The sequence below is a fragment of the Curvibacter cyanobacteriorum genome, from assembly GCF_028649475.1.
Classification (GTDB): Bacteria; Pseudomonadota; Gammaproteobacteria; order Burkholderiales; family Burkholderiaceae_C; genus Curvibacter; species Curvibacter cyanobacteriorum.
Window position 1 is genome coordinate 448,618 of record NZ_JAQSIP010000001.1, and the last position, 20,661, is coordinate 469,278.

The 20,661-nt window shown below is 68.2% G+C and carries 17 protein-coding genes; 9 read left to right on the plus strand and 8 right to left on the minus strand.

Annotated features, from left to right (window positions below):
- Positions 1-18 precede the first annotated feature (18 nt).
- The 3 genes from aceF to lpdA are packed head-to-tail and all read left to right on the plus strand — an operon-like array spanning position 19 to position 4,146.
- A complete protein-coding gene (gene aceF, locus PSQ40_RS01955) occupies positions 19-1,683 on the plus strand; it encodes a dihydrolipoyllysine-residue acetyltransferase (protein ID WP_273948330.1) in 1,665 nt (554 codons plus the stop codon).
- A gap of 46 nt (positions 1,684-1,729) precedes the next feature.
- Positions 1,730-2,320: an MFS transporter gene (locus tag PSQ40_RS01960; protein WP_273948332.1), complete on the plus strand. Its 591-nt coding sequence runs from the start codon at positions 1,730-1,732 to the stop codon at positions 2,318-2,320.
- A complete protein-coding gene (lpdA, locus tag PSQ40_RS01965) occupies positions 2,317-4,146 on the plus strand; it encodes a dihydrolipoyl dehydrogenase (RefSeq protein ID WP_273948333.1) in 1,830 nt (609 codons plus the stop codon). The genes PSQ40_RS01960 and lpdA overlap by 4 nt, the downstream gene beginning before the upstream one ends.
- Positions 4,147-4,355: 209 nt before the next feature.
- Here lpdA and PSQ40_RS01970 read toward each other — a convergent pair whose 3' ends face one another.
- The gene (locus PSQ40_RS01970) at positions 4,356-4,832 is read right to left on the minus strand and encodes an EVE domain-containing protein (protein WP_273948335.1); all 477 of its coding nucleotides are present in this window, start codon (positions 4,830-4,832) and stop codon (positions 4,356-4,358) included.
- Positions 4,833-4,963: 131 nt separating this feature from the next.
- Between PSQ40_RS01970 and PSQ40_RS01975 the strand changes: the two genes are divergently transcribed.
- Complete coding sequence (locus tag PSQ40_RS01975; RefSeq protein ID WP_273948336.1) at positions 4,964-5,563, plus strand: NADPH-dependent FMN reductase; 600 nt, start codon at positions 4,964-4,966, stop codon at positions 5,561-5,563.
- A gap of 111 nt (positions 5,564-5,674) precedes the next feature.
- Here the strand turns inward: PSQ40_RS01975 and PSQ40_RS01980 are convergent, their stop codons facing one another.
- Together PSQ40_RS01980 and PSQ40_RS01985 are read right to left on the minus strand one after the other, a co-directional pair.
- Positions 5,675-6,130, minus strand: a complete 456-nt coding sequence (locus tag PSQ40_RS01980) for a GNAT family N-acetyltransferase (protein ID WP_273948338.1) — start codon at positions 6,128-6,130, stop codon at positions 5,675-5,677.
- 93 nt (positions 6,131-6,223) lie between these two features.
- Positions 6,224-6,718 carry an OsmC family protein gene (locus tag PSQ40_RS01985; protein WP_273948340.1) on the minus strand — a complete coding sequence of 165 codons (495 nt, stop codon included), beginning with the start codon at positions 6,716-6,718 and terminating at the stop codon, positions 6,224-6,226.
- A 78-nt stretch (positions 6,719-6,796) separates the two neighbouring features.
- Here PSQ40_RS01985 and pdxR point away from each other — a divergent pair, with 78 nt between their 5' ends.
- Entirely contained in the window at positions 6,797-8,257 is a 1,461-nt protein-coding gene (pdxR, locus tag PSQ40_RS01990) for a MocR-like pyridoxine biosynthesis transcription factor PdxR (protein ID WP_273948341.1), read from the plus strand.
- Positions 8,258-8,458: 201 nt separating this feature from the next.
- A complete protein-coding gene (locus PSQ40_RS01995; RefSeq protein ID WP_273948342.1) occupies positions 8,459-9,469 on the plus strand; it encodes a tripartite tricarboxylate transporter substrate binding protein in 1,011 nt (336 codons plus the stop codon).
- A 151-nt stretch (positions 9,470-9,620) separates the two neighbouring features.
- On the opposite strand, the gene PSQ40_RS02000 is transcribed toward PSQ40_RS01995, so the two are convergent.
- Complete coding sequence (locus PSQ40_RS02000) at positions 9,621-10,187, minus strand: C40 family peptidase (protein ID WP_273948343.1); 567 nt, start codon at positions 10,185-10,187, stop codon at positions 9,621-9,623.
- A 134-nt stretch (positions 10,188-10,321) separates the two neighbouring features.
- Here PSQ40_RS02000 and PSQ40_RS02005 point away from each other — a divergent pair, with 134 nt between their 5' ends.
- A complete protein-coding gene (locus PSQ40_RS02005; protein ID WP_273948344.1) occupies positions 10,322-10,924 on the plus strand; it encodes an isochorismatase family protein in 603 nt (200 codons plus the stop codon).
- A 46-nt stretch (positions 10,925-10,970) separates the two neighbouring features.
- Here the strand turns inward: PSQ40_RS02005 and PSQ40_RS02010 are convergent, their stop codons facing one another.
- Complete coding sequence (locus tag PSQ40_RS02010; RefSeq protein ID WP_273948346.1) at positions 10,971-12,131, minus strand: HD domain-containing phosphohydrolase; 1,161 nt, start codon at positions 12,129-12,131, stop codon at positions 10,971-10,973.
- Between the two features lie 266 nt (positions 12,132-12,397).
- Here PSQ40_RS02010 and PSQ40_RS02015 point away from each other — a divergent pair, with 266 nt between their 5' ends.
- Together PSQ40_RS02015 and PSQ40_RS02020 are read left to right on the plus strand one after the other, a co-directional pair.
- Positions 12,398-14,296, plus strand: coding sequence for a propionate--CoA ligase (locus tag PSQ40_RS02015; RefSeq protein ID WP_273948347.1), 1,899 nt, complete (start codon positions 12,398-12,400; stop codon positions 14,294-14,296).
- Positions 14,297-14,384: 88 nt separating this feature from the next.
- Positions 14,385-15,047, plus strand: coding sequence for a DUF1345 domain-containing protein (locus PSQ40_RS02020; RefSeq protein ID WP_273948349.1), 663 nt, complete (start codon positions 14,385-14,387; stop codon positions 15,045-15,047).
- Between the two features lie 33 nt (positions 15,048-15,080).
- Here PSQ40_RS02020 and PSQ40_RS02025 read toward each other — a convergent pair whose 3' ends face one another.
- The 3 genes from PSQ40_RS02025 to PSQ40_RS02035 form a co-directional block, all read right to left on the minus strand.
- Positions 15,081-18,821 (minus strand): EAL domain-containing protein, encoded by a 3,741-nt coding sequence (locus PSQ40_RS02025; RefSeq protein WP_273948351.1) that lies wholly within the window; start codon positions 18,819-18,821, stop codon positions 15,081-15,083.
- A gap of 295 nt (positions 18,822-19,116) precedes the next feature.
- Complete coding sequence (locus PSQ40_RS02030; RefSeq protein ID WP_273948353.1) at positions 19,117-20,004, minus strand: DMT family transporter; 888 nt, start codon at positions 20,002-20,004, stop codon at positions 19,117-19,119.
- Positions 20,001-20,612, minus strand: a complete 612-nt coding sequence (locus PSQ40_RS02035) for a methylated-DNA--[protein]-cysteine S-methyltransferase (protein ID WP_273948355.1) — start codon at positions 20,610-20,612, stop codon at positions 20,001-20,003. The genes PSQ40_RS02030 and PSQ40_RS02035 overlap by 4 nt, the downstream gene beginning before the upstream one ends.
- Positions 20,613-20,661 lie beyond the last annotated feature (49 nt).

Consider the following 20,661-nt stretch of genomic DNA (forward strand, 5'->3'; position numbering starts at 1 on the left):
CGTCCAGGAGACACAAACATGGCATTGGTAGACATCAAGGTCCCTGACATCGGGGATTTCGACGAAGTGGCCGTCATTGAGCTGCTGGTCAAGGTGGGCGACACGGTCAAGGCCGAGCAGTCGCTGATCACCGTCGAGTCGGACAAGGCATCGATGGAGATCCCGTCCTCGCACGCTGGCGTGGTCAAGGAAATCAAGGTCAAGCTTGGCGACAAGGTCGCTGAAGGCTCGGTCGTGGTGGCCCTGGAGGTCGCGGGTGCCGCGGCTGAGCCGGCGGCGGCCCCGGCCCCTGTCGCGGCCCCCGCTCCCGTGGCGGCTGCGGCGCCTGTGGCGGCAGCACCGGCCGCACCGGCCGCCACCGGCCCGGTGCAGGTCACGGTGCCCGACATTGGCGACTTCAAGGACGTGGCCGTCATCGAGCTGCTGGTCAAGGTGGGCGACACGGTCAAGGCCGAGCAGTCGCTGATCACCGTCGAGTCGGACAAGGCCTCGATGGAGATCCCGTCCTCGCACGCGGGCGTGGTCAAGGAAATCAAGGTCAAGCTGGGCGACACCGTCAACATCGGTGACCTGGTCGTGGTGCTCGAAGGCGCCGTGGGCGCGGCCGCACCGGCTGCCGCACCGGCACCTGCTGCGGCCCCCGCCGCCGTCGCCGCGCCGGCGCCGGCCCCCGTGGCCGCGGCTGCAGCCGTGGCGGCCCCGGCTGCTGCGGCCGTGCCGGCCCACCAGCCGGGCACGCCGTCGGCTGGTTTGCCGCACGCTTCACCCTCGATCCGCAAGTTCGCCCGTGAACTGGGTGTGCCGCTGGCCGAGGTCAAGGGCACCGGTCCCAAGGGCCGCATCACCCAGGCCGATGTGCAAGCCTTCACCCAGGCGGTGATGGCGGGCGTGACGCAGACCAAGGCGCAAGCCGCCAAGGCCCCGGTGGCCACGGGCGGTGGCGGCTCCGAACTGGGCCTGATCCCCTGGCCCAAGGTCGACTTCGCCAAGTTCGGTCCGATCGAACGCAAGGAACTGGGCCGCATCAAGAAGATCAGCGGCGCCAACCTGCTGCGCAACGCCGTGATGATCCCGGCCGTCACCAACCACGACGACGCCGACATCACCGACCTCGAAGCCTTCCGCGTCCTGACCAACAAGGAAAACGAGAAGAGCGGTGTCAAGGTCACCATGCTGGCCTTCCTGATCAAGGCTTGCGTGGCCGCGCTCAAGAAGTTCCCCGAGTTCAACAGCTCGCTGGACGGCGATGCGCTGATCTACAAGCAGTACTTCCACATCGGTTTTGCCGCCGACACCCCGAACGGCCTGGTCGTTCCGGTGATCAAGGACGCCGACAAGAAGGGCGTGCTGCAGATCAGCCAGGAGATGAGCGAGCTGGCCAAGAAGGCCCGCGACGGCAAGCTGGGCCCGGCCGACATGAGCGGTGCCTGCTTCACCATCTCCAGCCTGGGCGGCATTGGCGGGCGTTACTTCACGCCCATCATCAATGCGCCTGAAGTGGCGATCCTGGGTGTCTGCAAGAGCCAGATCGAACCCAAGTGGGACGGCAAGGCCTTCCAGCCGCGCCTGATGCTGCCGCTGTCGCTGACCTGGGACCACCGCGTGATCGACGGCGCCGCTGCCGCGCGCTTCAACGCGTTCCTGGGCCAGATCCTGGCCGACTTCCGCCGCGTGCTGTTATGAGCCCCTTGGCCGCCATGCCGGTCCATCGGACTGCGAAGGTCGTCGCATGACGGCCGTCGTGGTGGTTCGCAAAGGGGGCCAGGTGGCCATCGGCGCGGACTCGCTGGTGACCTTTGGCGACACCCGCCTGTCGCACCGCTTTGAAGCGAATGAAAAGCTCTTCAAGGTGCAGGCGCACGGCGGGCCCAGCTATGTCGGCATGGCGGGCACGGTGGCGCACTTTCCCGTGCTGCGCAAGGCGCTCAACGCCTTGCCTCAGGATCAGCTGCGTCTGCACAGCCGCGACGAGGTGTTTGACACCTTCACCCGGCTGCACCCCTTGCTGAAGGAAACCTTTTTCCTGCAGACCAAGGAAGACGACAACGACCCCTACGAGTCCAGCCAGTTCAGTGTGCTGATCGCCAACGCGAGCGGCATCTACGGGCTGTACAGCTACCGCGAGGTGTTCGAGTTCAAAGAGTTCTGGGGCATTGGCTCCGGACGCAGCTTTGCGCTGGGCGCCATGCACGCCACCTATGCCCGGGCCAAGACGGCCCGCGAGGTGGCCGAAGCCGGGCTGGCCGCGAGCTGCGAATTCGATCGCAACTCGGCCGCTCCGATCAACCTCTTCACGATCAAATTGAAAGGTTCCGTATGAGCCTGATAGACATCAAAGTGCCGGACATCGGCGACTTTTCCGAAGTGACCGTCATTGAACTGCTGGTCAAGCCGGGCGACACCGTCAAGGCTGAGCAGTCGCTGATCACCGTCGAGTCCGACAAGGCCTCGATGGAAATCCCCTGCTCGCACGCGGGCGTGGTCAAAGAACTCAAGGTCAAGCTCGGCGACAAGGTCGCTGAAGGCTCGGTGGTGCTGACGCTGGAAGCCGCTGGTGCGGCCGCACCCGCCGCAGCACCAGCCCCTGCGGCGGCACCGGCTGCGGCTGCGGCGCCGGTGGTTGCCGCGGCCCCCGCGCCGGTGGCTGCTGCCCCCACGGGCAGCAACGACCTGGACTGCGACGTGCTGGTGATCGGCGGCGGCCCCGGTGGCTACTCGGCCGCCTTCCGCGCCGCGGACCTGGGCCTCAAGGTGGTGCTGGTCGAGCGCTACGCCACCCTGGGCGGCGTCTGCCTCAACGTCGGTTGCATCCCCTCCAAGGCGCTGCTGCACGTGGCCGCCGTGATGGACGAGGTCAGCCACATGGCCGACCTGGGGGTGGACTTTGGCGCCCCCTCGGTCAACATCGACAAGCTGCGTGGCCACAAGGAAAAGGTCATTGGCAAGCTGACCGGTGGCCTGGCCGCCATGGCCAAGATGCGCAAGGTGACGGTGGTGCGCGGCTACGGCAGCTTCATCAGCAGCCACCAGCTGCAGGTCGAAGAAACCAATGGCAGCGCGCAGGAGCGCACGGGCAAGACCCAGACCATCGGCTTCCAGCGCGCCATCATCGCCGCCGGCAGCCAGGCGGTGCGCCTGCCCTTCATGCCCGATGACCCACGCGTCGTCGACAGCACCGGCGCGCTGGCGCTCAAGGAAGTGCCGGGGCGCATGCTGATCCTGGGCGGCGGCATCATCGGCTTGGAGATGGGCACCGTCTACAGCACGTTGGGCGCGCGCCTGGACGTGGTTGAAATGATGGATGGCCTGATGCAGGGCGCGGACCGCGACCTGGTCAAGATCTGGCAGAAGATGAATGCCAAGCGCTTTGACAACATCATGCTCAAGACCAAGACCGTGTCCGCACGCGCCTTGCCTGAAGGCATTGAAGTCACCTTCGCGCCGGCCGAAGAGGGCGGCACCGCCCCCGCGCCCCAGGTCTATGACCTGGTGCTGCAGGCCGTGGGCCGCACGCCCAACGGCAAGAAGATCGGCGCCGAGAAGGCCGGCGTGGCCGTGACCGACCGGGGTTTCATCAACGTCGACATCCAGATGCGCACTAACGTGCCGCACATCTTTGCGATTGGTGACATCGTGGGCCAGCCCATGCTGGCGCACAAGGCGGTGCACGAGGCCCACGTGGCGGCCGAGGTCATCGCTGGTGAACTGCAAGGCAACAAGGAGCTGGCCGCGGCGGCGTTCAACGCCCGCGTCATCCCGAGCGTGGCCTACACCGACCCCGAAGTGGCGTGGGTGGGTCTGACCGAAGACCAGGCCAAGGCCCAGGGCATCAAGGTCAAGAAGGGCCTGTTCCCGTGGACTGCCTCGGGCCGCGCCATTGCCAATGGCCGCGACGAAGGCGTGACCAAGCTGCTGTTCGACGACTCACCCGAGGCCCATGGCCACGGCAAGATCCTCGGCGGCGGCATGGTGGGCACCCACGCGGGCGACATGATCGGTGAGATCGCGCTGGCCATCGAGATGGGCGCCGACGCGGTGGACATCGGCAAGACCATCCACCCGCACCCCACGCTGGGCGAAAGCATCGGCATGGCGGCGGAAATTGCCCACGGCAGCTGCACCGACGTGCCGCCCCAGCGCAAGTAACGCGGCTGGGGGCCGCCGCGCAGCCCCGTCACACGCACAGCCCAGGCGGGAGACTGCCTGGGCTTTTCTTTTGGCCTTGGGGTGGGGGCGGGATGGGGCGGGCTTGGATCTGAGGGGGTTGGGGTGTTGGGCCGGTGGGGGGCTTGCTCACCCGCCGGGGGCGGCGCCCTGGGGCCGGTCCCGGCGCCACGGCGGCGCCTCGTCAAGGCTCAGGGGGCGTCCAGCCACTGGCACACGGTGGCCCATTCAGCCTCGCTGACCTCGGTGATGGACAGGCGGTTGCCGCGTTGCAGCAGCTTCATGTCCGCCAGCGCGGGGTGTTGGCGCAGCGCGGCCAGGCTCAGCAGGCGCGTCTTGCGCAGGGCTTGCACATCACGCAGCAGCCAGCGGGGTGCGTCGGGGGTGGACTTGGGGTCGAAGTAGGGCGAGGCCGGATCGAACTGGCTCGGGTCGGGGTAGGGCTCGGACGCCACACGGGCCAGGCCCGCGATGCCGGGCTCGGCGCAGCTCGAGTGGTAGAACAGCACGCCGTCGCCCACACGCATGGCGTCGCGCATGAAGTTGCGCGCCTGGTAGTTGCGCACGCCAATCCAGGCCACGGTGGCTTGCGGGGCGGCCAGGGCGTCGTCGATCGAGCATTCATCAGGCTCGGATTTCATGAGCCAGTAGCGGGTGGAGGGGGTCATGGTCGAGATTGTCGCCACAAAGCCCACGGACTGGGGACGAACGGTGCCTGGCCATCGCACAATGGCGCACCGAGCGGCGAGCCCCGTGGGGGCCGCCGCTGTTTTTCAACCTCGTCCAGGAGTTTTTCACCATGTCGTCGACCTCGCCCCGCCTTCTGATCTTGGCCGGCAGCGCCCGCAACGGTTCGCTGAGCCGCCGCCTGGCCCATGCCGCCTCGCTGGCCGCCACCCAAGCCGGCTTTGTGGCGCGTGAACTGGACCTGCGCGCCCTGGCGCTGCCGATTTACGACGGCGATCTTGAGGCGGCCGAGGGCCTGCCCGCCGGCGCCAACGTGCTGCACCAGGCCTTGCTGGACAGCGATGCGGTGCTGGTGGTCACGCCCGAGTACAACGGCTTTCCGACCCCGCTGTTCATCAATGCGCTGGACTGGTTGTCGCGCATCCAGGCCAGCGAAGGCCGGCCTTCGGGGGTGGCGGGCACGGCCAACAAGCCCACAGCCTTGCTGTCGATGTCGCCGGGCGCCTTGGGGGGGCTGCGCGCGCTGAACTATGTGCGTCAGTTCTTGCAGATGAACTTCGCCTCGCTGGTGATCCCGCAGCAGTTCGCGCTGGGGCACGCGGGCGATGCCTTCGAGGCCGATGGCTCGCTCAAGGACGAGCGCAACCGCCAGGCCGTGCAGGGCGTGCTGAACGCGCTCGCCCAGCTGAGCCGCGCGCTGCCCTCGGCCTGACGGGCCCCCGGCTTGGGGCTGCCTGGGGGGCGGGCCGTTGCGGGCGCTGGCCTTGGGCGTGGCGCAGCGGCTCAGTGGCTCAGTGGCTCAGTGGCTCAGTGGCTCAGTGGCTCAGCCCAGCAAAGGGTATTCGTAGCGGATGAAGCCCTGGAACTGCGCCACGCGGTCGTACAGGCGGCGGGCACGCGCGTTGTGGGTCTGCGTCAGCCAGTACAGGCGCTGCGCCCCGGCGGCGCGTGAGGCTTGCGCCACGGCCTCGATCAAGGCGCTGGCTGTGCCGCGGCCGCGCACGGTCTCGTCCACAAACAAGTCCTGCAGGTAGCACACCCGCGGTGCCCAGGTGCTGGTGTGAAACAGGTAGTGGGTGAAACCCACCAGCCGGCCCTCGACCCGGGCGCCCAGGCCCCGCACCTCCTCCCCCGCCATCAGTTTGTCCCAGGCCGCCTGGTAGGTCTCGGCCGCAGTGGGGGTTTCATAAAAGGCCTTGTAGCCTTGGGCCAGGCGCAACCAGTCGGCGTGGTCGCTGCTGTGCAGTGGCGTGACTTCGAGGGCGGTGTGAGCAGTCATGGTGGTGTGTGACAGGGCTGGCTTGGCGCCATCGAACCCCGTGGGGGCAGGTGTGACGGCGCGATGGGGGTGAGCGGTTGAATGGGCGTGTGGTCAGTCGGCCCAGCGCGGCTCGCAACGGATCGTGCAGCGCACCGAATGGGCCAGAAAGCAGGCCTCATGGGCCTGGTGGTGCAGGGCCTCCAGCTCGGCCTGGCTGGGGCGCTGGGCCGGCGTTGTCGCAGCCGAAGGCGGCGGGCTGAGCCGCAGCACCGGCCGCAGCAGCACCTCGCGCACGACGGTGCGCCCTTGCTCGTCGGGGCCCATGGTGCCGCTGGCCTGGTCCTCGTAGTGCGCCACCGACCAACCCGCGCGCGACGCCAGGTCCAGGAACCACAGCATGTGGCAGCTGGCCAGAGCCGCCACAAAAGCCTCCTCGGGGTCGACTGCGCTGGGGTCCGAGAGGGGCAGGGGCACCACCGACGGTGACGACGACGCCGGCACGCTCAGGCCGCCATCAAACTGCCAAAGGTGCCGTCGGCTGTAGCGGCGTTGGGTGAAGGGGCTGCCGTCGTGCTGCCATTGCACTGTGGCGTGGTGTTGGCTCATGGCGGTGGGGGTCCTCAGACGTGGTGAAATAGTCCCTCAGTCTAAGAATTTTCAAAGCCATCCAAGGAGCCAATCCGCATGGGATCCAAGGGCCAACGCGCGCCACTGCGGCGTCAGCAGGTGTACGAGCAGTTGCGCCACGCGATGGAAAGCGGTCACCTGGCCCCAGGCAGCCGCTTGCCCGCGACGCGCGAGCACGCGCGCACCCTGGGGGTGTCACGCAACACCCTGCTGTGGGCCATGGCCCGATTGCAGGCCGAAGGCTATGTGCAGGCGCGGGTGGGGGATGGCAGCTACGTGAGCCCGGGCCTGGCGGTGGCGTCGGGGACGGTGGGCTTGAGCGCCTTGCCCACGGGTCTTTCGCGCCGGGGGCAGCTGATGGCCGAGACCGTGCGCCAGTGGAACCCGCCGCGGCAGGCCGCCAGCGCCTTCCGCATTGGCGCCCCCGAGGTGACGAGCTTCCCGTTCGCCACCTGGGACCGCCTGGGCCGGCAGCTCAGTGCCGCCGAGCGCCGGGCCAGTGCCCAGTACCTAGACCCCGCGGGCGAGCCGGCGTTGCGCGAGGCGATTGCGCAGTGGCTCTGGGCTTCGCGGGGCATCCGTTGCGAGGCGGGGCGGGTGTTGGTGTGCTCGGGCTCGCAGCAGGCCATCGACCTGATCGGGCGCCTGCTGCTCGACGTCGGGGACGAGGTGTGGGTCGAAGACCCCGGCTACCCAGGGCTTCGGGCCAGCCTGCTGGGCCATGGCGCCCAGGTGCGCCCGGTGCCGCTGGACGATGAGGGCCTGTGCCTGGCCGAGGCCGAGGCGCGCTGGCCCCAGGCGCGCCTCGCGGTGGTCACGCCCACGCACCAGTTCCCGACCGGGGTGGCCATGAGCCTGGCGCGCCGACAGGCCTTGCTGGACTGGGCCCGGCGCCAGCAGGCCTGGGTGGTCGAGGACGACTACGACGGTGAGTTCCAGTACGGCCCGCACCGCCTGCCCGCGCTGTGCAGCCTGCCCCAAGCCGACCGCGTGCTGTACGTGGGCACCTTCTCCAAGACCCTGCACCCGGGCCTGCGCCTGGGCTTCGTGGTGCTGCCCGCGGCCTGGGTACCGGCCTTTGCCATGGCCCGGGCCCTGAGCGACCGCCACCCGCCTGGCGACAGCCAGCGGGTGCTGGCCCGCTTCATCGCCGATGGCCACCTGCTGCGCCACCTGCGGCGCATGCGCGATCTGTACCCGGAACGCCAGCGGCAACTGATCCAGGCGCTGGCCGAGGTCAGCGACGGCGCCCTGTGCCTGACCCCGTCTGAGCGGGGCATGCACCTGTGCTGTCCGCTGCCTGACGCGGTGGATGACCAATGGCTCAGCCACCAGGCGGCCGCACGCGGGGTGGTGCTGATGCCACTGTCGCGCTACACGGTGGCCGCGCCGCGCCGCGGCTGGCTGTTTGGCTACGCGGGCTTTGAGCCAGCCGAGTTGCAGGCCGCGGCGCAGCGTCTGGGGCCGGTTTGGCGGCACGCGTGGGCCGCGGCCCGCCGCGCTGGCGCACCCGCTTGACGTGGGCCCGAAGCGGCATGGGGAGGCTGCCCTGCTTGGGGTTGATCGCCTCGGTTGGAGGGCGGGGCGGGGCGGCAGGCGGAGGACCAGACCCCAGGCCCGGGCGTCACCGACGTGACGGCTCAGCCGGGCTTGCCCCTATGGGCGCAGGGCAGGGGGCGGCACAGAATGGGTTTTTCTTGTTTGTTGGAGCCTGGCCCCATGCCCTCGACCCCCGTGAAATCCGCCCGCCTGTCCCGCCGCCATGTGCTCAGCCATGCCCTCGGGGGCGCCGCGGCCCTGGCCCTGCCGTCGGTGCAGGCCCAAAGCAGTGGTGCCTGGCCCAACAAACCCATCCGCCTGATCGTGCCGTACACGCCCGGCGGCTTCACCGACCAGATGGCCCGTCTGGTGCAGAACGGCCTGCAGACCCGCCTGGGTCAAAGCGTGCTGATCGAGAACAAGCCCGGCGCGGGCAGCATGATCGGGGTGGACGCGGTGGCCAAGAGCGCGCCCGATGGCAGCACCTTTGGCGTGGTGATCGCGGCCTATGCGGCCAACAATTCGCTCTACCCCAAGCTGCCCTACGACGCGCGCAAGGACCTGACCGGCGTGTCGCTGATGGGCATCTCGCCGCTGGTGGCCGCGGTGCCGCTGGACGCCCCGTTCAAGACCGCGCAGGAACTGGTCCGTTACGCGCGCGCCAACCCCGGCAAGGTGAGCTATGGCTCGTCGGGCAATGGCTCGGCCGTGCACCTGACCACCGAGCTGTTCAAGCAGCAGACCGGGGCCTTCATGGTCCACATCCCCTACCGGGGCGCGGCGCCTGCCCTGACCGACCTGATCGGCGGTCAGATCCAGCTCTTTTTTGATGCCGCCACCGGCCTCATCAACATGGGCAAGCAAGGCAAGGTGCGTTTGATTGGCGTGGCCAGCGAGCAGCGCCTGCCCGCCTTGCCGGATCTGCCCACCTTCATCGAACAGGGCTTCAAAGATTTCACCGGCAGCACCTGGGCCGGCGTGATCGCCCCCGCGGGCACCCCGCGCGACATCCTGCGTCGCATGTCCGAAGAGATCACCCGCATCGTGCGCAGCGAAGAAATGCGGCCACGCCTGGAGGCCATGGGCACCTTCCCGGCGGGCGGTACCCCGGAGGAGTTCGACGCCTTCCTGGTCAGCGAGAACGCCAAGTGGGGCAAGGTGATTCGCACCGGCGGCATCAAGCCCGACTGAGTGGGTTTGGGCGCCGGGCTGGGCCCGGCGGGGCCGGCGCTCCAACGGCTGCCACAGGCCGAAACAAAAAGGCCTGGCGCGGTGAGCGGCAGGCCTGTGGTGCGAACCGATGACCGCTTTGGCGGCCCGGTGGCAGCGGGGGGCGTTGGCGTCAGCGGGTGCCGCTGGCCTCGAGTGCCGAGGGCACCACGCGGCGGGCACCGTCAAAGCGGCGCTGCCAGTAGCTTTCGCGCATGTCTTCGACACGCACCTGGCTGCCTGAGCGCGGCGAGTGGATGAACTTGCCGTCGCCCACGTAGATGCCGACGTGGCTGAAGGCGTGGCGCATGGTGTTGAAGAACACCAGATCGCCGGGCTGCAAATCTTGTTTGTCGATGGTCTGGGTGGCGGCGGCCTGCTGGTCGGCGCGGCGCGGCAGCACCAGGCCCACGGTTTGCTCGTACATGGCGCGCACAAAGCCGCTGCAGTCAAAGCCGGTTTCGGCGGTGTTGCCACCCCGGCGGTACGGCACCCCCAGGAATCCCATGGCGTTGACCACCAGCTCGGAGGCGCGGCTGCTGAGGCTTTGACGCACGTAGCTGAGCTGGGTCAACAGACCGCGGTCAGCGAGGAGTTTTTCGACGTCGTCAACCGGTTGGGTGGTGGGCACCGCTTGTGCCCGAAGGGCAAAACCGAAAAGTGTGAGGCCGAGAAGGAGGAGGCAGAGCCAACGAGACATGGGCGCAGAGGTTAGCGGTGGGGGCGGTCCGCGTCAAGCGTGAAAATGCGCTAACCCTTTGATTTTTCTCATGACAGCGGGCTGAGGTCTAATAAGGCCATGGCTTTGCAGCCCCATTTATTTTTTGAACAACCATGTTGATTGACGCTCAGGAATCCCAGCTGGTGCTGGTGGACTACCAAACCCGATTGATGCCGGCCCTGGCCGAAGGCCCGCAGGTGCTGGCCAACGCCTTGCGCCTGGCCCAGGCCGCCAAGCTGCTGCAGGTGCCCGCCTGGGCCACCGAGCAGAACCCGTCGGGCCTCGGGCACACCCCGCCCGAGCTCAAGGCCCTGTGCCGCGACACCTTGGTCAAGATGCATTTCAGCGCCTGCGAAGAAGGCCTGTCCGAGTGGCTGCGCCCACCGGCCAAGCCGGTGCAGGGCAACGCGCGCAGCCTGCCGCGTCACCTGCAAAAGCCCGCCCAGGCGGCTCCGGAGCGCAGCTCGATCGTGGTGGCCGGCTGCGAGGCCCATGTCTGCCTGCTGCAAACTGCGCTGGACCTGCTTGAAGACGAGTTCGACGTCTGGGTGGTGACCGATGCGTGCGCGTCGCGCACCGAGCGCAACCGCGACGCGGCCTTCGACCGCCTGGCCGGTGCCGGGGCCGAGCTGGTCACCACCGAGATGGTGTTGTTCGAGTGGCTGCGCACGGCCGAGCACCCGCAGTTCAAGGCGCTGCTGCCGCTGATCAAATGACCCCGTGCGTCAAGCCGGCGCAGCCCCCGGCTTGACGCGCCACCGATCAGTGCGCCGCGGGCGCCGGCCCGTCGGGCAGTTGCTTGTCTTGGTAGCGTTCGGTGATCTTGAGCACCTGCTCGCGCGCGTCGCGCAGCGCCTTGACGCACAGCGGGTCCAGTTGGCCGGCCTCGGCCATGCGCTGCAGCTCGGCCAGCGCGTCGTCGTTGCGCCAGCCGCCCTTGTAGGGGCGCGGGCTGGTCAGGGCATCAAAAATATCGGCCACGGTCACGATGCGGGCCTCGATCGGGATCTGGTCGCCCGACAGGCCCCGGGGGTAGCCCGAGCCATCGAGCAGCTCGTGGTGGCAGGCCACGATGTTGCGCATCATGGTCGAGTCCGGCAGCGACTGCAGGTTGAAGTCGCCCATGATCTTGTTCACCAAGGCACAGCCCAGCTCGACGTGGGTTTCCATCAGCCGGTGCTCGTGCTCGTTGAGCCGGCCTTCCTTGAGCAGGATGCGGTCCGGGATGCCGATCTTGCCGATGTCGTGCAGCGGGGCGAACAGGTACAGGTGTTCGATGAATTCGTCGTCCAGCTGGTAATGCGCGGCCACGCCGCGCGCGATCAGCTTGGCGTAGCGCGCCATGCGCTCGAGGTGGGCGCCGGTTTCAAAGTCGCGCAGGTTGGCGAAGTCGCGCGCCACCTGGGTCGAGGCCAGCATCGCCTTGACCATCGCCATCTCGCTGTTGACCAGCATGGTCACCTGGCTGCAGAACATCACCAGGTCGCGCTGCACGCGCACGTCGAAAGCCCCGGTTTCGCTTGAGTCGAAGAACAAAAAGCCGATCAAGCCCTGCGGCCCGTACATGGGCACGGTGAACGAGGACTGGTAGCCCTGCTCGCGCAGCCAGCGCGCGTGCGGGTGATCGCTCTCGGGCAGGCTCGACAGGGTGTCCAGCACCCTGAACTCGCCGGTCTCGGCGAGCTTCAGCAGCGACTGGCTTTCCGACAGGGGCCACTCATAGCCCTGCAGCGGCTGGCCGTGGCGGGTGCTGTGGATGAAGGTCTTGAGCCGGTCCTCGGTGGCGTCGTAGAGCGCGCAGGCAATGCGGTCGAGCGAGGGCACGGTGGGCAGCAGGCGCTGGTGCAACTGGCGCAGGCGTTCGCTCAGACTGTGCGTGGCCCTGAAAAGGTTCACTAACGGCGACGTGGGGGAATCGGTCATGGCGGTCGGGGGGGGCAGAACGCAGGGCGGGGGTGATTGAAGCACGGAGGGCGCCCCCCCCTGAGCGACAGTATCTCGAGAAATTGAGATGAATCAAGAAATTTGGAATCGCCCGGCGCCCATTGGCTAAGTCCAGCAACAGGCTCGGGATTGTCAGTTCCCAGCAAGACCGTCATGAATAATTATGAATTCAATTGCGGTGCTGCGAGCCCGGGTCAACGTCGGCCTGCGGTGCCCCCCAGCGTCGGAGCGAGGAGACACATTCCATGAGTTACAAGGCATTTCACCAGCGTTCCCTCACGGAGCGCGACGCTTTTTGGTCTGAGCAGGCGGCCCTGATCGACTGGCACCAGCCGCCGCAACAGGTCTGCGACTACAGCAACCCGCCGTTCGCGCGCTGGTTCGTGGGCGGCTTGACCAACCTGTGCCACAACGCGGTCGACCGCCATGTGGCCACCCGGGGTGATCAGGCGGCCCTGATCGCGGTGTCCACCGAAACCAACACCGAGCGCAGCTACAGCTTCAGCGAGTTGCACCGCGAGGTGCAGCGCATGGCCGCCGCCCTGCAGGAGCTGGGGGTGGGCAAGGGCGATCGCGTGCTGATCTACATGCCCATGATCGCCGAGGCTGCCTTTGCCATGCTGGCCTGCACGCGCATCGGGGCCCTGCACACGGTGGTGTTCGGGGGCTTTGCCTCGGGCGCCCTGGCCTCGCGCATCGATGACGCCGAGCCCAAGGTCATCGTCAGTGCCGATGGGGGCTCGCGCGGCGGCAAGGCCGTGCCTTACAAGCCGCTGCTTGACGAGGCCATCCAGTTGGCGCAACACAAGCCGGGCGCCGTGCTGCTGGTGGAGCGTGGCCTGGTGCCTTTGAACTTCCTGGCCGGGCGCGACCACAGCTGGCGTGCCCTGCGCGACAAGCACCTGGACGCGGTGGTGCCCTGTGAATGGGTGGATGCCACCCACCCCAGCTACACCCTCTACACCAGCGGCACCACGGGCAAGCCCAAGGGCGTGCAGCGCGACACCGGCGGCTACGCCGTGGCGCTGGCGGCCAGCATGAAGCACATCTTCCAGGGCCAGCCGGGCGAGACCTATTTCTCCACCAGCGACATCGGCTGGGTGGTGGGCCACAGCTACATCGTCTACGGCCCGCTGATCGCCGGCATGGCCACCATCCTGTACGAAGGCCTGCCCACCCGCCCGGACGCCGGCATCTGGTGGCAGTTGGTCGAGAAGTACAAGGTCACGCGCATGTTCAGCGCCCCCACGGCGGTGCGTGTGCTCAAGAAGCAAGACCCGGCCTACCTGAGCAAGTACGACCTGTCCAGCCTCAAGGCGCTGTACCTGGCCGGCGAGCCGCTCGACGAGCCCACCGCCCAGTGGATCAGCAGCGCGCTCAACGTGCCCATCATTGACAACTACTGGCAGACCGAATCGGGCTGGCCCATCCTGACCCTGGCCAACGGGGTGCAGGCCCAGACCTCCAAGTTCGGCAGCCCCGGCGTGGCCATGTACGGCTACGACGTCAAGCTGTTCGACGAGTCCACCGGCGAAGAATTGCACGGCGCCAACCAGAAGGGCGTGGTGGCCATCGAAGGCCCGCTGCCGCCGGGTTGTATGCAGACCGTGTGGCGCGATGACCAGCGCTTCGTCAACACCTACTGGAAGAGCATCCCGGGCAAGCTGGTCTACAGCACCTTCGACTGGGGCATCCGCGATGAAGATGGCTACTTCTTCATCCTGGGCCGCACCGACGACGTGATCAATGTGGCCGGCCATCGACTGGGCACCCGGGAGATCGAGGAAAGCATCTCCAGCCACCCGAACGTCGCCGAAGTGGCCGTGGTCGGTGTGGCCGACAACCTCAAGGGCCAGGTGGCCATGGCCTTTGTGGTGCCCAAGGACGCGGGCAGCGCCGAGTCGCCCGAGGCCCGCCTGCGCCTCGAAGGCGAGATCATGAAGGTGGTGGACGGTCAGCTCGGGGCGGTGGCGCGCCCCTCGCGCGTGATCATCGTCAACGTGCTGCCCAAGACGCGCAGCGGCAAGCTGCTGCGCCGGGCCCTGCAGGCGGTCTGCGAAGGCCGCGACCCGGGCGACCTGACCACCATGGACGACCCCGCGGCCTTGCAGCAGGTGCGTGATCTGATGGCCCCGGCGGCCTGAGTCGGCCGCGGCACCCGGGCGGCCTTCGTCAGGCCGCGCGGTCTGGGCCTCTGTGGCGGCCCAGGCCGGTTGGGGGCCACAATGGGCCATGTCCCTTGCCCACCCCCCCTGGATTGAGCGTCTGGCGGTCCGGCGCCTGTCATTGAGCCTGCTGCTGGCCGCCCTGTCCCTGCTGTTGCCACTGACCTGGCCGACCCGCTTGCTTGCGGCCTGGTCGGTCGGTGGGCTGAGCTACCTGGGCCTGGCCTGGACCCTGGCGCTGCGCCTGGACGTCCACCGCACCCGCGCGCGGGCCATGGCCCTCGACCCGCCGGGTTGGGTGGCATTTTCGATGGCGGTGCTGTCGATGCTGGCCAGCGCGGCCGCCATCGCCTTGCTGCTCAAGGCCAGGGGCGGCTCAAGCGGTCTGGACCAGGCCTTGCACATGGGCCTGGCGCTGTTGGCCCTGGGGCTGGCCTGGGTGCTGATCCACACCCTGTTTGCCTTCCGGTATGCCCACATGTACTACCACCAACGCTGGCAGCCGCCGGGGGAGGTGCCGGGCCTGGTGTTCCCGGGAGGGGAGGCACCTGACTACGCTGATTTTCTTTACTACGCTCTGGTGGTGGGCATGACCTCGCAGGTGTCGGACGTACAGGTGCAGTCGCGGCCCTTGCGCCGGCTCACGCTGGTGCACAGCCTGTTGGCCTTTGTCTTCAACATGTTTGTGCTGGCGCTGGGCATCAATGTGCTGGCAGGCCTGTTGTCCTGACGCTGGCCCCGCCCCTGCGCGCAGGGGCGGACCTCAGGCCTGCGGCAGGCGCCATTCGGCGGGCGCTTGCCAATCGCGGGCCCAGGCTTGCAGCGCGTCGGCCGGCATGGGCCGCGCGATGCCGTAGCCCTGGCCCAGTCGGCAGCCCATCTCGAGCAGGCGCTGGCCCTGGGCGCTGGTTTCAACGCCCTCGGCGATCAAGGTCAGGCCAAACGAGCGCGACAGCCCGATCACGCCGTCGACAATCGCCATGTCGCCGATGTCGGTCATCATGCCGCTGACAAAGCTGCGGTCGATCTTCAAGGCGTCGGCGGGCAGCTGGCGCAAGTAAGTGAGCGACGAGTAGCCGGTGCCGAAGTCGTCGATGGCGATCGACAGCCCCATGTTGCGCAACTGGGTCAGGGTCGCCGTCACGGCGTGGATGTCGGTCAGCGCGGCGCTCTCGGTGATCTCGATCTCGAGCAGCGCCGTGGGCACATCGGGGCAGCGTGTCAACAACTGGCGCACGCGCTCGGGGAAGTCGGGCGTCTGCAGGTGGCGTGCCGAGATGTTCAGGCTCAGTGGCACGCGCAGGCCCTGGGCCAGCCACTGCTGCTGCAGGGTCAGGGCGTGGGACAGCACCCATTCGCCAAACGGCACCTCCAGTGCCGAGCCTTCGATTTGCGGCAGGAACTCCCCCGGGCCCAGCAAACCGCGCTCCGGGTGCTGCCAGCGGGCCAGCGCTTCGACCCCCACCAGCGTGCCTTCGAGCATGTCCACTTTGGGTTGCACAAAGAGGCAGAACTCGTCGGCGGCCAGGGCGGTGCTCAGGCGGTCGAGGCGGCTGTGGTGCTCGCGCGAGGCGCGTTCGCGTTCGGCGTCAAAGAGCTGGATGCGGTTGCGCCCCGCCTGCTTGGCCAGGTACATGGCCTGGTCGGCATGGCGCAGCAGGGCGTCGGCGTCGGCATCGTCCTGCGGGAACAGCGTCAGCCCGATGCTGGCGGTCACCGCCAGCCACTCGCCTTCGAGCATCACAGGCTCGGCCATGCGGTTCATCAGGCGGTTCAGCATGGTTTCGCAATCGCTGAGGCAACCCGGGTTGCTGAGCAGGATCACGAACTCGTCACCCCCAAGGCGGGCCACCAGGTCTTGTGGTCGCACCCCTCCTTGCAGGCGGCGCGCGATCTCGATCAACAACTGGTCGCCGATGCCGTGGCCAAGCCGGTCGTTGACCGGCTTGAACCCGTCGAGGTCGAGGTAGGCCACGCCCAGCAGGCCACCGGTCTGGCGCGCCTGCTGCATCGCGTGGTCCAGCGCCTGGGCCAGTTGCACCCGGTTGGGCAGACCGGTCAGGGCGTCGAAATGCGCCATTTTCTGCAGCTGGTCTTCCTGCTCGCGCTGGCGCGTGACGTCCAGCGCCACCCCCACCATGCGCAGCGGGGCGCCTTTGGATGAATGTGCGATCACGCGGCCCAGGTTGCGCACCCAGCGCGAGCCCCCCTCGGCGTGCTTCAGCCGCAAGGTGACATCGAAGGGCTGGTGCGGGTTGGCCTGGTGGCGCGCCAGGGCCGCCACCGCGGTCTGGCGGTCGTCCGGGTGCACGACATCGTCCCAGGGCTCGCTGGGCGGGTCGCCCTGAACCGCGGGCAGACCGCGCAGTTCACGCCAGTGGCGGTCGCCGGTGACCTCGACCGTTACCATGTTCAGGTCCCACAGGGCCAGGGCGGCGGCTTCGATGGTCAGCGACAGCAGCGCTTCGCGCTCTTGCACCAGGCGCTCGGCCCGCTTGCGTTCGGTGATGTCCTTGAGGCCAAACAGCCAGCACTCGACGCCATCCATCTCGATGCTTTGCATCGACTGCAGGGCCGTGCGCACCTGGCCGTCGCGCGGCGTGAAGTTGATCTCAAACGCATTGAGCACGCCGGCTTCGCTGGCCGCATTGACCAGCGCGGTGCGCTCGGCCAGCGTGTACAGGCCCATCTCCACCACCGACTGGCCCGACAGCGCCTCGGCGCGCGGCACGCCCATGGTTTGTTCCCATGCGGGGTTGACGTCGAGGTAATGGCCGTCGGATTTGCGTGAGATTCCCATCGGGTCGGGGATGGCGCGGAAGATGCGCGCAAAGCGCTCCTCGGACTGGCGCAGCCGGTCCAGGCTGCGTTTGGCCTCGTCGATGTCGCGGATCACCCCGCGCACCCGCTGCACCGCGCCACCGATCAGCACCGGCTCGGCCATGGCCAGGATCCAGAGTTGGCGGCCGTCGCTGCGGATGATTTCCAGCTCTTCCTCGAACGGCCGTTGCGACTGCACGCAGCGGCGCATCAGTTCGCGGAAGCGCGCCTGGTAGGGCGGGGCCACGAACTCAGCGCAGTAGTCGCTTGGCGGTCCGTCAGCGGGTGAGCGGCCATGCAGCTCGTAGCAGACCTCGGACCAATAGCATTCCTCGCGCCGCGGAGAGTCTTCCCAGACCCCCAGGCGGGCAATGCGCCCGGCCTGCTGGAGCAGGGCGTTGACATGCACCAACTGGGCCTGCATGGCCTGGTGCTCGCTCATGTCGTGGAACAGGAAGATGAAGCTGGGTTCCCCTTCCATGTTGATCTGGCGCGCCGAGATGCGGCCGGGGATGGGGCGGCCATCGCCCGATCGGGCCAGCAGGGGCAGGCTGTCGACCTGGCCTTTCTCGTGGAACACCTGCAGCAGCTTGGCCCGCTCTTGGGGGCTGTCCCAGATGTTCAGGTCGAGGGAGCGGCGACCGATCACCTCGTCGCGCTGGCGGCCAATCAGGCGGCAGAAGGCGGGGTTGACCTCGATGTAGGTGCCATCGCTGACCCGGGTGATGCCGGCCGCGTCGGGCAGGGCCTCGTAAATGGTTTGGAACTTGGTTTGCGACAGCAGCAGGGCGTCGCGCGCCTCGTGGCCCGACGTCACGTCGTGGTGCATGCCCACCACCCGCAGCGATTCGCCTTGGGCATTGCGTTCCACCACCCGGCCCCGGGCCAGCACCCAGCGCCAACGGCCCTGGCGGTCGCGCACCCGGAATTCGGCCTCGAAGTTGTCGTTCTCGCGCTGCTGCACGCTGTCCCGAAGGGCTGACAGGCGGGCGATATCCTCGGGGTGCCAGAGGCCTTGCCAGGTCAGCCAGGCGTCCTCGCCGGTCGGGCCCTTGACGTCGAACTGATCGTAAAAATGGCCCTGGAAGGTGGTCTTGTTGTCTTTGGGTTCCCAGATCCAGCGCCCCCCGCCCGAGGCGTCGAGCACCTGCAGCAACTCACTCTCGCGGCTTTTGAGTTGCACCTCATAGCGGGCCCGGCCCAGCAGCAGCTCCAGGCAGATCCCCAACAGCAATGTACTGGCCATGAAACGCCACAGGTTGGTGCCTTCCAGCGGCCCCAGCCATTGGAGCCGGTGGCCCAGCATCACCACCACCTGTACCCCGGCCGCCAGCATCACCAGGGACAGCCAAAGTTGCCAGCGGGTGTTGCGCCGGTGGTAGAGCGCCCGGCAGACTTCCGACCACACCAGCACCAGCCCCATGGTGGCGAGGTGTCCCCAGGTGTGTGGCAATTGCAGCAACAGCGCGGTGGCGGCGGGCAGGATCGCGGCTTGCAAACCGATCTGGCGACCCAGCAGGAAGACGGCCAGCGACAGGTAGGCGGGGCGCAGCGCGGCTTCGGTGTCGTGACCCGTCACCGGGGCCCAGAACATAGCGATGGTGGTGGCGACCCCCAGCAGCAGCGCAATCAACCAGCGCTGGCGCCTGTGGGGCGCGATCAGCCATTGGGGGGGCAGCAGCAAAAGCGTTCCCACCACGGTCGCCATGACACCGCTGTTGACCGCTACCTCAAGCGGAAAATCGATCACCCGGACACCTCATCGTTGTTGTCGAGGGTGGCACCTGGCCACCTTGAGCCCAGCCCGTGCGGCCCTGGGGGCGTGCCCGCTACTTCAGGCCACGGTGCCCCCCAGCACCCCGCGGGCGGGGTTGGTGGGCCTCGAACCCATGCCGGGAAGCGTTCGAGGCCACACGCCCTGCCGTCGGCCGAACCGGTGGGGCCCGGCCGCGGATTTTTACAAGCCTAGTGTAAAACCGTTAAAGGGTTCTCGAAGTCGGGCGGCCAATCCGGATCAACCCGGTTGACAGGGCGGTGCCACAGACAATGACCAGACCACAGCCCACCATCCAGGCGGTGATCTGTTCTTGCAGGAACACGCTGCCGTACAACACGGCAAACAGGGGGGTGACAAAGGTCACGGTCAGCGCCCGTGCCGGGCCCGCGTGCTCGATCAGCCGGAAGTACAGGATGTAGGCGATGCCGGTGCAAAACACCGCAATCGCGGCCACCGAGGCCCAGGCCGCTGCGCTGGGCGGGGTCTCGGGCCACAGCCACCAGGTGGGCAGCAGCAGCACCAGGGCCGAGCCCAGTTGGCTGCCCGTGGCCAGGGCCAGGGCGGGCACCCCACTGAGGTGGCGCCGGGTGAAGGTGGCGGCCCAGCCGTAGCACAGCGTGGCCGCCAGGCAGGCCAGGATGGCCAGGCCCGTGCCCCCCGGCTTGAAGCTGGCTTTGCCCGCGGCCAGCAAAGCCACGCCGGCAAAGCCGATGGCCAGGCCCGTGGCCTTGCTGCTGCCCGGGCGCTCGCCCAGCCACAGCCAGGCCAGCAGGGCGCCGCACAAGGGGGTGGTGGCGTTGAGGATCGATGCCAGGCCGGTGTTGATCGACAGCACCGCCCAGGCGTACAGCGCAAAGGGCACGGCCGAGTTGATCACCCCCGCCAGCAGGATCGGGCGCCAGTGCTGTCGCAGCGCGGGCCACTGCCCGCGCATCACCATGATCGGCCACAGGAACAGCGTGGCCAGCGTGACACGCAGGCCCGCGGTGACCATCGGGCCAAATTCCATGGCCCCCAGGCGCATGAACAAAAAGGACGCGCCCCACAGGGCCGCGAGCACCAGGTATTCGAGGCTCCAACCCCACTTCATGCGCCAACCCCGCCGAACAGGGGCGCCTGGGGCGAGGGGGCACGAGCCCGACGGTGGGCTTGCGGGGCGCGCGTGGGCTGCTCGGGCCGCGCAAACCCCTCCAGGCGCAGCAGTGCGGTCTTGCGTTCAAGGCCGCCCGCGTAACCGGTCAGGCTGCCGTCCGCCCCCAGCACGCGGTGGCAGGGCACGATCACCGACACCGGGTTGCGGCCCACCGCAGCCCCCACGGCCCGTGCGGCCTGCGGTCGGCCCAATTGGCTGGCCAGGGCCCCGTAGCCCAGGCAACGGCCACGGGGAATGTCGCGCAAGGCCTGCCACACGGCGCGCTGGAACGGCGTGCCCTGGCTCAGGTCCAGCGGCAAATCAAAGCCGGTGCTTTCGCCGTTCAGGTAGTCCAGCAACTGGTCGCGTGCCTGGCACAACAGTGGGTGCTGCGGCGCTTCCGCCCAGGCCGATGGGCCGGTCAGCTGGGCCGGGGCGTGTCGCTGCCCCAGGAACCAAACACCGCACACACCGCGCTCGGTGGCAGCGACGTGCAGGGCGCCCAAGGGGCTGTCAAAGGCCAGTTGCAGCGGCGCGGGCGCCGGGGTGGGGGCAGAGGAGGGCATGGGTGAACCTGCTGGAGACGGGGGTGAAAAGGGGTGGAGAGCGGGGACC